A 13,042-nucleotide genomic window follows, 5' to 3' on the forward strand; every position below is an offset into this window, starting at 1 on the left:
CCCTCGGCGACGACCCGCCCTGACGAGGGCACGGCATCCTGGCCCTCCGCGGCACGCCAGGCGCCGGGGTGGACGCCCAGGCCTGAGGACGACATCGACCCGAGGCCGCCCGAAGCGCCTGGTCTCTCGCGGCCCCGCCCGCGCTCCGGAGGGCGAGGGCTCTCCACCGCGCATGCGCTAGGGGCAGCCGACGATGAGTGCCTTCGCGAAGCCGCCCGTCTGATAGGCGAACTGGTACATCCACCGGCCGAGGTCGAGCGAGGTGGGGGCCGCGATGACCGTGACCTGGGGGTCGGCGCAGCGCGCCGCGATGAAGCGCGTGCGGCTGACGTGCGGGGTGAAGGTGATGACGACGGCGCGCGTCCCCGCGCCGTAGCGCTCGTTGAGGAGCGACATCTCCCCGGCGGTGGTGAAGGGTTCGGGGTGCACACAGCTCACGAAGGCGCGCTGGCAGACGCTGAGGTTCGCGGCCGACTGCTCGCCGTCCGTCGGAACGGAGATCAGGATGTCGTCGGCGACACCCGCTCGACGCAGCTGCTCCGCGAGCGCGATGCGACCCTCGGTGGGCGGTCCGATCACGTAGATCACGTCCGCGCGCGCCGGTGGCGCGGCGACGGCCGGGAAGACGTACGCCGACACACCGGTGGACACCGCCGCGACAAGAACGATCAGGACCGCCGCCGCGATCACGACGAGCCGGCGGCGGATCGTTCGCGCGGTCCGGGTGTCAGCGGGCACGCCCGGCCCCGAGGCGGTCGGCCTCGAGGCGCCGGTGCGCGAAGCGTTGGAGCGGCGCGGGCAGGGTGAAGATGCCCGAGACGGGGCCGACGGCGCGGTGGATCAGCAGCGCCACCGTGACGACCATGGCCGTCAAGAGGACGGCGGCCAGCCACCCCGGCACCAGCTCGACCGGGAGCAGGGCGACCGAGAGGGCGAGCAGCAGCGAGTTCAGGACGTAGATGGGGAGGGTGCGTGAGCCGAGCGCACCGACAGCGCGTCGGGCAGCCGACGAGCGCGCCAGCATGACGGCGATCGACACCCCGAACGCCGCCCCGACCACGCACAGGGCGACCCGGAAGACGCCCTGGAGCGGCAGGGAGGGGAGGGCGATCGTGCCCGCGGCGAGGACGACGCCCGTCGCCAGCAGCCACCAGACGGTGACACGACGCGCGTATGCCTCGACCAGCTGCCGGCAGAGCACGCCCGTCATGAACAGGGCGAAGTAGGTCCCGACCGAGCGCCAGGTGTACGAAGAGCTCACGGTGACGATACCGGTGGCGAACAGCGACGCGATCGCGAACGCGATGACGAGCTGGGCGACGCGGGGGAGACGGCGCAGAGCCCACGCGGCTGCGGTGTAGAGGATCAGCGCGTAGAGGAACCACAAGCCCGACCAGGGCAGGTACAGCGCCGTTGCGAGATTGCCGACCGGCGAGGTCAGCGGGTCGAAGGGGCGGGGGACGAAAAGGAACCACGCCCACCAGATGACGCACCACAGCGCGTACAGGTAGACCAGCAGAGCCAGCCGTTTCCAGAAGAGTGAGGAGAAGCTCAGCCGCGCGATGGCCGAGGAGGCGAGAAGCCCGGAGACGAGGAAGAACAGCGGCATCCGGAACGTCGACAGCGCGGTCGTCAGCTGAACGAGCGGGCCGACCTGCCAGCCGGTCGCGTCGAGGAACTGGATGGAATGGTGGAAGACGACGAGAGTGATCGCGATACCGCGGGCGACGTCGATCCACGCGATCCTCTGCGCGGGCGCGCGAGTCGTTTCGGCAGTCATGACTGTTACCCCCAAGTGTGCCGGATGCGCCCTGCGCGTTTCCGGCTTCATCGACGATCTTGCTCGGGGCGTCACACAGTTCTATCAGGCGAATATGTGCGCGAAAGGTGAAAGAGATGTCGGTGGGATGACGAAACGCAGGTTCGACCGGCTCGAATGAGTCATTTGGAAAACGCGAGATGACCGGTGGACGGCATTCTCGACGGCGCGAGGAATGCTGCGGTCATCGACGGACCTCAGGGGGTGTACAGATCGAACTCGTCGGGCGGGACGCTGCCCACGTCGTCCCAGGTGCCGTCATGCCAGGTGAAGACCGCGACCGCGCAGGTCACCATGCGTTCGTCACGCTCGGCGAGTCGCGATACGAGGGCACTCATGCCGGGGTCGTGCGCGACGATCATCACCTCGTCGGCGCCGCTCGTGCGGGCCGCGTCGAGTAACGTCTCGGGCGCGGCGAGGTAGAGCTCCGGGCGCGTGCTGACGTCGACGTCGAAGGCATCCGCGAACACCTCCGCGGTCTGCGTCGCGCGCAAGGCGGTGCTCGACAGAAGCACAGCGGGGCGCACGCCCGCTCGGAGGATCGTTCGCGCCATGGCGGGCGCGTCGCGCCGCCCCCGTCCCTCGAGCGGGCGGTCGTGGTCGTCGACTCCGTCGGTGGCCCAGTCCGACTTCGCATGGCGGGCCAGGACGAGTTGGATCATGATGGCTCCGCCGGTCCCGTGGGGAGCTGCGGCACGCGTACGGCGGCGAGGCGCTTGGTGCCGGCGTCGGTGGGTCCCGCCGGGGTGGGAGTCCTCCCGGCGCAGGTCGGTGAGAGCGACGAGCGCCCCCTACCGGCTCGACGCCGCGCGGCATCCGCTGTCGCGCCGTCGACGGACGTCGGCCGGTCGCCGGCGCGCGGCAGGCCCTGGCGGGTGGACGGGGCGGTCATGCGCTCACGTAGACCCAGGCCGTGAGTCCGCTCGCGAGGGTGACGGAGGCGCGGCGCAAACCCGCCAGCAGATACTCATCGGCGGCCTCGAGTTCCTCGGGGCTCAGGGGCAGAACCACACCGAAGACCCGGTCGTGCGCGTCGCCGGTGTGGCGGAGGACACGGTGGCGGTCGGTGTGCGAGCTCGGGTTGCTCCGTCCGTCGATGCCGTCGACGTCGTCGAGACGGAACCCGGGGAGCGTGTCGTCGCGACCGGCGATGAGCCGGCCGAAGGTGTCGAGCTGCACGTCGGAGGCCTGCAGGCTGCCATAGGTGAAGAGACGTTCCACGGTCTCGGGACGGTCGCTCACCTGGCTCACAGTACTCACCCCCTCATGGCGTGCGACAGTGCGACATCACGTCATGCGTTTTCCGGCCGGAGCGCATCACGAGCCCCAAATGAGGTGCGCGATGGTGAAGATCACCACGCCGGCGAGGGCGCCCACGATCGTTCCGTTCAGGCGGATGTACTGCAGGTCGCGCCCGACCATGAGTTCGATCTTCTCGGTCGTCTCCTCGGCATCCCATCGCTCGACGGTGTCGGTGATGATCGAGGCGATGTCGTGCCGGTACCGGCCCACCACGAACACGGCCGCGTCGGTCACCCACCCGTCGACGCGCTTCTGCAGCGCCTCATCGCGCTGCAGCCGCACACCGACCTCGGCCAGGGCGGCGGACGCGCGGCGGCGCAGTCCGCTCTCGGGGTCGGACAGCGAGCGCAGCAGGCCCGTCTTCGCGGTGTTCCAGGCATCGGCGGCGAGGTGGCGCACTCGCGGGCTGTCGAACACCGCCGCCTTCGCCTCTTCGAGACGCACCATGGTGGCGGGGTCGTGCTGGAGGTTGTCGGCGAGGCGGTTCAGGTAGCCGTCGATCGCGCCTCGGGCCTGATGACGCGGATCCGCGCGCACCGCGTCGACGAACTGCACAGCCTCGCGGTAGACGGTGTCGTCGACCAGGCGGGCGGCGACGCCCGGCACCCACGCGGGAAGGCGTCGCGACACCAGCCCCTGGAACGTGTCGCGGTTGTTCTGCAGCCACATGGCGATGTTGTCGAGCGCGAGGTCGACGGCGCCATGGTGGGCCCCGGAGCCGACCACGCGCTCCAGCCACCCGCCGATCGACGGCCCCCAGTCGGGCGACAGCAGGTGCTCACGAGCGAGGTCTTCGATCAGGCCCTGTACGTCGTCGTCGTCGAGCGCGGTGAGGATGCTCGTCGCGAGGGTGGCGGCCTCGGCGGCGATGCGGTCGGCGTGCGCCGGATCGGCGAGCCAGGCACCGGCCCGTGCCGACAACGGCGTCGACTCGAGCTTGGCGCGCACCACGTCGCCCTCGAGGAAGTTCGTCTCGACGAACTCGCCCAGCTGGCGCCCGATCTCGTCTTTGCGTCGCGGAATGATGGCCGTGTGGGGGATGGGCAGCCCGAGCGGGTGCCGGAACAGCGCCGTCACCGCGAACCAGTCGGCGAGGGCACCCACCATGCCGCCCTCCGCGGCCGCACGGACGTATTGCAGCCACTCGACCTCGCGCTGCAGCGAGAACGAGATCGCGAAGACGATGGCCATGCCCAGCAGCGCGCCGAGCGCCACGCCCTTCATCACCCGCAGGGCGCGACGGCGGTCCTGATCGGCCGGGCTGAGGGCCGCCGTCGGCGTGCGGGCCATCAGGCGGTCACCGGCCCGAGCCAGGCGGAGGCGGCGGTGGCGTGGGCGGATTCGGGGTCGGAGGGGTGGAACATGCCGGCCAGCACGTCGCGGTACAGGCGGCTGAGTTCGGTGTGCGAGAAGTACGACGCACCCCCGCCGACGAGGATCGCGTCGTCGACCACGTCTTTCGCCATGGTCACCGCGCGGTGTTTCACGCCCGACAGCAGCGAGAACCAGCGAGCCCCGTGATCGGCGACCTCGTCGACGTCTCTCGCGAGCGCCGCCAGCTGCGGGGGAAGGGCCTCGTAGGCGAGGGCCATGTCGGCCACCCGCCAGCGGATGTCGGGGTCGTTGGCGTAGGTCGTGCCCGTCTTCTTCGACCGGCGCGAGGCCGCCGCGTCGACGGCGAGATCGAGGGCGCGGCGCGCGATGCCGGTGTAGACCGACGCCAGCAGGATCTCGAAGACGGCGAAGATGCCGAACACGAGAGGGTCGGGCTGGGGCCCCGGATCGATGCGTCGGACGACTCGCTCGGCGGGGGCGTGCGCCCCGCGCAGCTCGGTCGTGCGGCTCTGCGTGCCGCGCATGCCGAGGGTGTCCCAGTCGTCGCGCGCGACGATCGCGTCACTGCGTTCGAGGAAGGCGAACACCATCTTCGGCGCGTCGGGTGAGGTGGTGTCGAGCCCGTGCACCCCGAGATGCGCCCACACGGGCGAGAGCGAGGTGAAGATCTTCGTGCCGGTGAACGAGTAACCGCCTCGGCCGTCGGGTTCGGCGACGGTGTCGCTGCCGAACAGCACGAGGTCGTTTCCCGCCTCGCTGATCCCGAAAGCGAACACCTCTCCGGCCGCGGCGCCCTCCTCGACGAAGGCGAGGTCGTCGATGCCGCGGTCGCGCAGCACTTTCGCCACGCCCGTCCACACCAGGTGCATGTTGACGGCGAGCGCCGTGGCGGGAGCCGCACCCGCGAGACGCTGCTGGAGCAGCGAGGCCTCGGCGAGGCCCAGTCCCGCGCCGCCGGCCGCCTCCGGAACGAGGATGCCGAGATACCCGGCCGCACGCAGGTCGTCCAGGTCGTCGGACGGGAAGGTGTTCTCGCGGTCGTGCACCTCCGCCCGCTCGCGGATCCGCGTGAGAAGATCGTCGGGCAGGTAGCGAGCCGGATCGAACGAGGTCATGGCATCCATTCTGCTCGGGACGGCCGACATCGCGCCCGGGGGGTGACAGCGAGCGCGGCGACGGTCACCCCCGTCGGGCGGTTCACCGCAGGGCGGAAGAGCCCCACGTCAGGCGCGGGAGGGTCACGGGTGCAGGCATGGCATCCATTCTTCCGTCCACGACCGTCGTGCGACGGACCGTGACCGCCGGATGCCCGCCAGAATGGATGCCATGATCTCGACCGAGATGGCCCTGGCGCTGCGAGAGGCGGGACTGGTGTGGCACCCGCGCTCGGGCGACCGCTTCCAGTTGGACGAGCCGGAGTTCGAGGCGGACGTCTTCACGGTGAGCGACATGACGGTCGAGCCGCGCGATTATCCGACCGGACGCATCCTGGCGTTCAACGGCACGACGGAGTGGGCGCTCGACTCGGTCGCCACCGAGGACGCGCTCTGGCTGCCGTCCGAGTCGCAGCTGCGTGAACTGCTGCGGGCGACGTTCCGGTCGCTGCGTCGACTGTCGGACACCTACGAGGTCGAGATCTCGATCGGCGGGTCGACGCTCGTGTTCGACCATCCGGCCCCGGCCGACGCGTACGCGCTCGCCGTGCTCGAGCTCCTGCGTCGCACGCACTGACGTCACCTCCGCGGCGTGCGGTTGCCGCCGCGGCATCCGGGATCAGGTGACGGTCTCGACGGGCTCCGTGTCGGGGATGGGGCTGGCGTCGCGATGCCGGAGGTCGGGAAAGCCGCGGACGAAGACGACCGAGACGATGAAGCCGACGACCGCGAAGCCGGCGGCTGCCACGTAGGCGCCGGTGGGGCCGACGCCGTCGACGAGGAACCCGGCGACGGCCGATCCCGCGGCCGCGCCGATGAGCTGGCCGGTGCCGATCCATCCGTACGCTTCGGCGGTCTCGCTGAAGCGCACGCTCGCCGAGGTCATCGCGAACATGACGGCGAGGGCGGGCGCGATGCCGGCGCCCGCGACGAGGAGCGTTGCACCCAGCCACCAGGCGTTCAGCGACACGATGGTGAGCGACAGACCGAGCGCGACGATGGCGAAACGCCGGGCCATGGCCCACGGGCCGATGGGGATGTGACCGAAGGACAGACCGCCCGCGAGGCTCCCGATCGCGAAGACCGCGAGGATGAGACCGGCCTCGAGACCACCGTGATCGAAGGTCGCCACCACTCCCGCCTCGACGGCGGCGCAGGCGCCGATGAGGAGGAACCCGGTGGCCGTGGCGAGGATGACGGGCGGCTTGGTGAGCACTCGCCCCAGGGCCCGGCGACTGCGCGGGATGCGGACGCGCCCCACCTCGGGGCTGAGGATGAACCACGCGCCCCCGCCGAGCAGGATGAGCACGACGAGCAGCAGCCCGGGGACGGTGCCGACCTGCGTGGCGACGAGGGTGATGACCACGGGGGCGAGGACCCAGATGATCTCCTGCAGCGAGGCGTCGAGCGAGTACAGCGGCGTGAGCTGCTTGGACGGGACCATCTTGGGATAGATCGTGCGCACGGCCGACTGGATCGGCGGGGTCGACAGGCCGGCGACGAGGCCGAGCGCCATATACGCGGGCACGGGCATGACGACGAGGGCGAGGGTCGTGATCGCGGCCGCGCACACCAGGAGCGTGACCGTGAGTACGCGACGCATGCCCCAGATGCCCATCCAGCGACTGGTGACGGGACCGGCGAGTGCCTGGCCGATGCTCGTCGCCGCCAGCACGAGGCCCGCCGAACCGTAGGAACCCGTGACGTGCTCAATGTGCAGCAGCACCGCCAGACTCGTCATGCCATTGGGGAAACGAGCCGTCAGCTGTGCGGCGATGATGCGCCCCACGCCGGGGGTTCGAAGGAGTACGCGGTAGCCGGCCACCGGACAACGCTATCGCCCACCTCCGACACCCGCCCGGCCCCTGTCCGCCGTCCTGCGCGGTGCGTCCGCCCGCGTTGCGCGTGCCGAGGTCGTCGATCGTGGGGAGGCGACGTCGGTGTGCGGGGAGATCGCCGGCGACGTTCCATGCGGCGGGGAGAATCGCCGCGACGGTGGCGTCGGCGCTCCAATGCCGGTCCCCACGCGACACGCCGCGACACGCCGGTCGACGAAATCGCCGCCCTGTGCGATGTCGGAACCCCCGTCTACCGTCCGAACTGTGGACAACGACCGACGGATGCCGCGACAACCGCGGAATCCTGCCTGTTAACACCACGCCGGAAGGGGGTCGATCTGTGGATGAAAACGTGGACAACCTGTGTTGTACATGGGGAGAGACGGTGGAAAATCACACCGATGTAACTACTACCCCTTGTGGTGCCTTCCGATGTCCGCACCCATATGTAGTATTGAGGTCCCGGCGAGCCCTGCCCGCTCGGACGACGAATTCCCAGGGGAGAGAGAGAACGACATGGCGATCACGGTCTACACCAAGCCGTCCTGCGTCCAGTGCACCGCGACCTACCGCGCACTCGACTCGAAGGGCATCGAGTACAACGTGCTCGACCTGTCCGAAGACCCGTCGGCCCTCGAGCAGGTCAAGTCGCTCGGGTACCTGCAGGCACCCGTCGTCATCACCGACGAGGACCACTGGTCGGGCTTCCGTCCCGACAAGATCGACGAGCTCGCGTCGCGTCTCGCCTGACCCCGCGACAGGCTCTCAGACCCCTGTCATGAGCGCTGTCATGTCGGCGACCCGGGCTCCGCTACTGGTCTACTTCTCGAGCGTGTCGGGCAATACCGCGCGTTTCATCGAGAAGCTCGGCAAGCGGGCCGTGCGCATTCCGCTGTCGCCGACCGAACCGCCCCTCGAGGTCGACGAACCCTTCGTGCTGGTCACCCCCACATACGGTGGGGGTGCCGGCCGGGGCGTCGAGAAGGGCGCGGTCCCCAAGCAAGTCATCCGGTTCCTCAACGAGGAGCGGAACCGACGAAACATCCGCGGGGTCATCTCCGCGGGGAACACGAACTTCGGCGACGCGTTCTGCCTCGCCGGCGACATCGTCGCGCGCAAGTGCGCGGTGCCGCACCTGTATCGGCTGGAAGTATTCGGCACCCCCGACGATGTCGAGCGGGTCAACGAGGGATTGGAACGATGGTGGAAGTTGAGCTGAGCGACGTGGACTTCAAGACCGAGGCGCGGTTCGAGGGACTGGACTACCACGCCCTCAACGCGATGCTGAACCTGTACGACGCCGAGGGCAAGATCCAGTTCGACGCCGACAAGCGCGCGGCGCGGGAGTACTTCCTGCAGCACGTCAACCAGAACACGGTGTTCTTCCACTCCCTCAAGGAGCGCCTCGACTACCTCGTCGAGAAGGAGTACTACGAGCCCACCGTGCTCGCGAAGTACTCGATGGAGTTCATCCAGGAGCTCAACGACCGCGCCTATGGCGCGAAGTTCCGCTTCGAGACCTTCCTCGGTGCGTTCAAGTACTACACGAGCTACACGCTGAAGACCTTCGACGGCAAGCGCTACCTCGAGCGCTTCGAGGACCGCGTCGTCATGACCGCCCTCGCTCTCGCCGACGGCGACCAGCGCCTCGCGGTGCAGCTCGTCGACGAGATCATCTCGGGCCGCTTCCAGCCCGCGACCCCGACGTTCCTCAACGCCGGCAAGGCGCAGCGCGGGGAGCTCGTGTCGTGCTTCCTGCTGCGCATCGAAGACAACATGGAGTCGATCGCCCGCGGCATCAACTCGGCCCTCCAGCTCTCCAAGCGCGGCGGCGGCGTCGCCCTGCTGCTGTCGAACATCCGCGAGTCGGGTGCGCCGATCAAGCAGATCGAGAACCAGTCGTCGGGCATCATCCCCGTGATGAAGCTGCTCGAAGACAGCTTCAGCTACGCCAACCAGCTCGGTGCCCGCCAGGGCGCCGGCGCGGTGTACCTCAACGCGCACCACCCCGACATCCTGCGCTTTCTCGACACCAAGCGCGAGAACGCCGACGAGAAGATCCGCATCAAGACGCTGTCGCTGGGTGTCGTCATCCCCGACATCACGTTCGAGCTCGCCAAGAACGGCGAGGACATGTACCTCTTCTCGCCGTACGACGTCGAGCGCGTCTACAAGAAGCCGTTCGGCGACATCTCGGTCACCGAGAAGTACCGCGAGATGGTCGACGACCCGCGCATCAAGAAGACGAAGATCAACGCCCGCGAGTTCTTCCAGACCCTCGCCGAGATCCAGTTCGAGTCGGGCTACCCGTACATCATGTTCGAAGACACGGTGAACAAGGCGAACCCCATCGCCGGCCGCATCAACATGTCGAACCTGTGCTCGGAGATCCTGCAGGTCAACACGCCCACGACGTACAACGAAGACCTCTCGTACGACGCCATCGGCAAGGACATCTCCTGCAACCTCGGGTCGATGAACATCGCCCTGGCGATGGACGGCCGCGACCTCGGCCTCACGGTCGAGACCGCCATCCGCGCCCTCACCGCGGTGAGCGACCAGAGCCACATCGCGTCGGTGCGCTCCATCGAAGACGGCAACGACCGCTCGCACGCCATCGGCCTCGGCCAGATGAACCTGCACGGCTACCTCGCTCGCGAACACGTGCACTACGGCTCCGAAGAGGGCATCGACTTCACGAACATCTACTTCTACACGGTGCTCTTCCACGCGCTGCGCGCCTCGAACCGCCTCGCGATCGAGCGCGGCGTCGCCTTCGACGGCTTCGAGAACTCCACCTACGCGTCGGGGGAGTTCTTCGACAAGTACACCGAGCAGGCGTGGATCCCCGAGACCCAGAAGACGAAGGACCTGTTCGCCGGCATCCCGATCCCGACCCAGGACGACTGGCGGGAGCTGAAGGCCTCGGTGCAGGCCCACGGCATCTACAACCAGAACCTGCAGGCGGTGCCGCCGACCGGCTCGATCTCCTACATCAACAACTCGACGAGCTCGATCCACCCCATCGCGTCGAAGATCGAGATCCGCAAGGAAGGCAAGCTCGGCCGCGTCTACTACCCGGCGCCGTTCATGACGAACGAGAACCTGGAGTACTACCAGGACGCCTACGAGATCGGCTACGAGAAGGTCATCGACACGTACGCCGCGGCCACGCAGCACGTCGACCAGGGTCTGTCGCTCACCCTGTTCTTCAAGGACACCGTCACCACGCGCGACATCAACAAGGCCCAGATCTACGCGTGGAAGAAGGGCATCAAGACCATCTACTACATCCGCCTGCGTCAGCTGGCGCTCGAGGGCACCGATATGACCGAGTGCGTCTCGTGCATGCTCTGATCCGCTGATCTCGACTCTTTCCACAAAGGACACTCATGGCTGAGAAGCTGCAGCTGCTGAACCACGTGCAGGCCATCAACTGGAACCGCATCCAGGACGACAAAGACCTTGAGGTCTGGAACCGTCTGGTGAACAACTTCTGGCTCCCCGAGAAGGTGCCGCTGTCGAACGACATCCAGTCGTGGAACACGCTCACCCCCGAAGAGCAGACGCTCACCATGCGCGTGTTCACGGGGCTCACCCTCCTCGACACGATCCAGGGCACGGTCGGCGCGGTCTCGCTCATCCCCGACGCGATCACCCCGCACGAGGAGGCCGTCTACACGAACATCGCGTTCATGGAGTCGGTGCACGCCAAGAGCTACTCGTCGATCTTCTCGACGCTGTGCTCGACGAAGGAGATCGACGAGGCGTTCCGCTGGTCGACCGAGAACGAGTTCCTTCAGAAGAAGGCGCGCATCGTCATGGACTACTACCGTGGCGACGATCCCCTCAAGCGCAAGGTCGCCTCGACCCTGCTCGAGTCGTTCCTCTTCTACTCCGGCTTCTACCTGCCCATGCACTGGTCGAGCCGCGCGAAGCTCACCAACACGGCCGACCTCATCCGCCTCATCATCCGCGACGAGGCCGTGCACGGCTACTACATCGGGTACAAGTTCCAGCGCGGTCTCGAGACTGTCGACGAGGCGCGTCGTCAGGACATCAAGGACTACACGTTCTCGCTGATGTACGAGCTCTACGACAATGAGGTGCACTACACGCAGAGCCTCTACGACTCGGTCGGCCTGAGCGAAGACGTCAAGAAGTTCCTGCACTACAACGCCAACAAGGCGCTGATGAACCTCGGCTACGAGGCGATGTTCCCGGCATCGGTGACGAACGTGAACCCGGCGATCCTGTCGGCACTCTCGCCGAACGCCGACGAGAACCACGACTTCTTCTCAGGGTCGGGCTCGTCGTACGTCATCGGCAAGGCCGAGGCGACGGAAGACGACGACTGGGACTTCTGAGCGGAAGAACGACCGAGGGCCTCACGCGAGCAATCGTGTGAGGCTCTCTGTCTGAGCGCGGAAGTCCCGCACGCGCTCAGACAGACAGCACCTCACCCAGCACCCGCTCCGCGAACTGCTTCTCACCCGGGGTGATGTTCGTCAGCATGATCAGCCCCTTCCAGAGCGTCCAGCCTGCGCCGCGCGCCCACGTGGCGTCGTCGAGGTCGAGCACGTCGCGAAACACGCGTCGCGCTGGTCCGCGGAACTGCGTCCAGTGGATGACCGTGTCACACGCGGGGTCGCCCACGGCGGAGCAACCGAAGTCGATCACCGCCGACAGTCGATGCGAGGTGTCGACGAGCAGGTTGCCGATCGCGACATCGCCGTGCAGCCACACCGGCGGACCCGTGAACTCGACGGCCAGCGCATCGCGCCACACCCCGCGCGCTCGATCTCGCTGCGAGCCATCGAGCAGGTCGAACCTGCGTGTGACCTGCTCGTCCCACTGCGACACGGGATCACCACGGAACGCGCTGTGCTGACCCGGGGCGGGGCCGCCCGTGGCATCCGTTCTCCGGAGTGCGACGAGGACGTGAGCGAGCCGCTCCGCGAGCGCCACATCGTCTCGCACGCGGACAGTATCGGGGCGGATGCCGGCGAGCCAGCCGTACACCGACCACGGGGCGGGGAACAGCGCGGAGGCGCGCCCGACGCCCGCGACCGCGGGGATGGGCACCGGCAGGTGCGGAGCCAGGAACGGCAGGTACTTCTGCTCCTTCGCGACCTGCGGGACGAATCCGAGGTCGGCGGGCAGGCGGGCGACCAGTGCGTCGCCCAGGCGGAACGTGCGGTGATCGTTGCCCGACTCCCGAACAGCGGCCACCGGAAGACCCGCCCACTGCGGGAACTGTTCGCGGACGAGCGCCCGCACCAGCGCTTCGTCGATGGCATCCCGAGCGGGGAAGGCGGCGGACATCGGCCCAGGCTAGCTCTTCGCCTCGTACGCTGAACGACATGGAACGCGACGCCGACGAGCAGGAGCGCCGAGCCCTTCGGTCGATCGAGGCCATCACTGCCGGCGCCGACGTCGGCGCGGAGGCGCTCGCGCTGTCGAACGAGTTCACCGACCGCCACACCGACCGCATGACGGCGTGGGTGAAGCGGCGGTTCCGTCGTGCCGAGGGCGGCTCGTCGACACGGTGATGTTCGCGGACAGGGCCCGTGCTTCCTGTGCACGTTGCCGGA

15 protein-coding genes are annotated in these 13,042 nt (G+C 68.2%); 6 read left to right on the plus strand and 9 right to left on the minus strand.

The annotated features are described in order from the left end of the window. Positions 1 to 177 precede the first annotated feature (177 nt). The 7 genes from QE392_RS09950 to QE392_RS09980 all read right to left on the minus strand — a co-directional run bounded on the left by QE392_RS09950 (position 178) and on the right by QE392_RS09980 (position 5,571). Positions 178 to 738, minus strand: a complete 561-nt coding sequence (locus QE392_RS09950; RefSeq protein WP_307451184.1) for a YdcF family protein — start codon at positions 736 to 738, stop codon at positions 178 to 180. Continuing rightward, a complete protein-coding gene (locus tag QE392_RS09955; RefSeq protein ID WP_307451186.1) occupies positions 728 to 1,780 on the minus strand; it encodes an acyltransferase family protein in 1,053 nt (350 codons plus the stop codon). Before QE392_RS09955 ends, QE392_RS09950 begins: the two co-directional genes overlap by 11 nt. Positions 1,781 to 2,016: 236 nt before the next feature. Continuing rightward, on the minus strand, positions 2,017 to 2,481 hold the full coding sequence (locus QE392_RS09960) for a SixA phosphatase family protein (protein WP_307451188.1): 465 nt from the start codon (positions 2,479 to 2,481) through the stop codon (positions 2,017 to 2,019). Further along, a complete protein-coding gene (locus QE392_RS09965; RefSeq protein ID WP_307451190.1) occupies positions 2,478 to 2,711 on the minus strand; it encodes a hypothetical protein in 234 nt (77 codons plus the stop codon). The genes QE392_RS09960 and QE392_RS09965 overlap by 4 nt, the downstream gene beginning before the upstream one ends. Beyond that, positions 2,708 to 3,061 carry a gamma-glutamylcyclotransferase family protein gene (locus QE392_RS09970; RefSeq protein WP_307451192.1) on the minus strand — a complete coding sequence of 118 codons (354 nt, stop codon included), beginning with the start codon at positions 3,059 to 3,061 and terminating at the stop codon, positions 2,708 to 2,710. Before QE392_RS09970 ends, QE392_RS09965 begins: the two co-directional genes overlap by 4 nt. A gap of 75 nt (positions 3,062 to 3,136) precedes the next feature. Continuing rightward, positions 3,137 to 4,411: a DUF445 domain-containing protein gene (locus QE392_RS09975; RefSeq protein WP_307451194.1), complete on the minus strand. Its 1,275-nt coding sequence runs from the start codon at positions 4,409 to 4,411 to the stop codon at positions 3,137 to 3,139. Continuing rightward, complete coding sequence (locus tag QE392_RS09980; protein ID WP_307451196.1) at positions 4,411 to 5,571, minus strand: acyl-CoA dehydrogenase family protein; 1,161 nt, start codon at positions 5,569 to 5,571, stop codon at positions 4,411 to 4,413. The genes QE392_RS09975 and QE392_RS09980 overlap by 1 nt, the downstream gene beginning before the upstream one ends. A gap of 211 nt (positions 5,572 to 5,782) precedes the next feature. Here QE392_RS09980 and QE392_RS09985 point away from each other — a divergent pair, with 211 nt between their 5' ends. After that, entirely contained in the window at positions 5,783 to 6,187 is a 405-nt protein-coding gene (locus QE392_RS09985; protein ID WP_307451200.1) for a pilus assembly protein CpaE, read from the plus strand. A gap of 42 nt (positions 6,188 to 6,229) precedes the next feature. Here QE392_RS09985 and QE392_RS09990 read toward each other — a convergent pair whose 3' ends face one another. Beyond that, positions 6,230 to 7,435 (minus strand): MFS transporter, encoded by a 1,206-nt coding sequence (locus QE392_RS09990; protein ID WP_307451203.1) that lies wholly within the window; start codon positions 7,433 to 7,435, stop codon positions 6,230 to 6,232. Positions 7,436 to 7,964: 529 nt separating this feature from the next. Here QE392_RS09990 and nrdH point away from each other — a divergent pair. From nrdH to nrdF, 4 genes are read left to right on the plus strand one after another with little or no spacing between them, the layout of a single operon-like run. Continuing rightward, on the plus strand, positions 7,965 to 8,198 hold the full coding sequence (nrdH, locus tag QE392_RS09995; RefSeq protein WP_055838040.1) for a glutaredoxin-like protein NrdH: 234 nt from the start codon (positions 7,965 to 7,967) through the stop codon (positions 8,196 to 8,198). Between the two features lie 28 nt (positions 8,199 to 8,226). Continuing rightward, a complete protein-coding gene (nrdI, locus tag QE392_RS10000) occupies positions 8,227 to 8,667 on the plus strand; it encodes a class Ib ribonucleoside-diphosphate reductase assembly flavoprotein NrdI (RefSeq protein WP_307451205.1) in 441 nt (146 codons plus the stop codon). Beyond that, a complete protein-coding gene (gene nrdE / locus QE392_RS10005) occupies positions 8,649 to 10,805 on the plus strand; it encodes a class 1b ribonucleoside-diphosphate reductase subunit alpha (protein WP_307451206.1) in 2,157 nt (718 codons plus the stop codon). Before nrdI ends, nrdE begins: the two co-directional genes overlap by 19 nt. A gap of 35 nt (positions 10,806 to 10,840) precedes the next feature. After that, entirely contained in the window at positions 10,841 to 11,815 is a 975-nt protein-coding gene (nrdF, locus tag QE392_RS10010; protein WP_307329111.1) for a class 1b ribonucleoside-diphosphate reductase subunit beta, read from the plus strand. 76 nt (positions 11,816 to 11,891) lie between these two features. Here nrdF and QE392_RS10015 read toward each other — a convergent pair whose 3' ends face one another. Then, positions 11,892 to 12,773: an aminoglycoside phosphotransferase family protein gene (locus tag QE392_RS10015; protein ID WP_307451210.1), complete on the minus strand. Its 882-nt coding sequence runs from the start codon at positions 12,771 to 12,773 to the stop codon at positions 11,892 to 11,894. A gap of 38 nt (positions 12,774 to 12,811) precedes the next feature. Here QE392_RS10015 and QE392_RS10020 point away from each other — a divergent pair, with 38 nt between their 5' ends. Then, on the plus strand, positions 12,812 to 13,000 hold the full coding sequence (locus tag QE392_RS10020) for a hypothetical protein (protein ID WP_307451212.1): 189 nt from the start codon (positions 12,812 to 12,814) through the stop codon (positions 12,998 to 13,000). The last annotated feature ends 42 nt before the right edge of the window (positions 13,001 to 13,042 follow it).

The sequence above is a fragment of the Microbacterium proteolyticum genome, assembly GCF_030818075.1.
GTDB lineage: Bacteria > Actinomycetota > Actinomycetes > Actinomycetales > Microbacteriaceae > Microbacterium > Microbacterium proteolyticum_A.

What these genes read in the sequence shown, in the direction of transcription:
- QE392_RS09975 (WP_307451194.1), bottom strand. Translation starts at nt 4,411, where the DNA reads ATGGCCCGCACGCCGACGGCGGCCCTCAGCCCGGCCGATCAGGACCGC.
- nrdH (WP_055838040.1), top strand. Translation starts at nt 7,965, where the DNA reads ATGGCGATCACGGTCTACACCAAGCCGTCCTGCGTCCAGTGCACCGCG.
- QE392_RS09960 (WP_307451188.1), bottom strand. Translation starts at nt 2,481, where the DNA reads ATGATCCAACTCGTCCTGGCCCGCCATGCGAAGTCGGACTGGGCCACC.
- QE392_RS09965 (WP_307451190.1), bottom strand. Translation starts at nt 2,711, where the DNA reads ATGACCGCCCCGTCCACCCGCCAGGGCCTGCCGCGCGCCGGCGACCGG.
- QE392_RS09980 (WP_307451196.1), bottom strand. Translation starts at nt 5,571, where the DNA reads ATGACCTCGTTCGATCCGGCTCGCTACCTGCCCGACGATCTTCTCACG.
- QE392_RS09955 (WP_307451186.1), bottom strand. Translation starts at nt 1,780, where the DNA reads ATGACTGCCGAAACGACTCGCGCGCCCGCGCAGAGGATCGCGTGGATC.
- nrdF (WP_307329111.1), top strand. Translation starts at nt 10,841, where the DNA reads ATGGCTGAGAAGCTGCAGCTGCTGAACCACGTGCAGGCCATCAACTGG.
- nrdI (WP_307451205.1), top strand. Translation starts at nt 8,227, where the DNA reads ATGAGCGCTGTCATGTCGGCGACCCGGGCTCCGCTACTGGTCTACTTC.
- QE392_RS09985 (WP_307451200.1), top strand. Translation starts at nt 5,783, where the DNA reads ATGATCTCGACCGAGATGGCCCTGGCGCTGCGAGAGGCGGGACTGGTG.
- QE392_RS10020 (WP_307451212.1), top strand. Translation starts at nt 12,812, where the DNA reads ATGGAACGCGACGCCGACGAGCAGGAGCGCCGAGCCCTTCGGTCGATC.
- nrdE (WP_307451206.1), top strand. Translation starts at nt 8,649, where the DNA reads ATGGTGGAAGTTGAGCTGAGCGACGTGGACTTCAAGACCGAGGCGCGG.
- QE392_RS10015 (WP_307451210.1), bottom strand. Translation starts at nt 12,773, where the DNA reads ATGTCCGCCGCCTTCCCCGCTCGGGATGCCATCGACGAAGCGCTGGTG.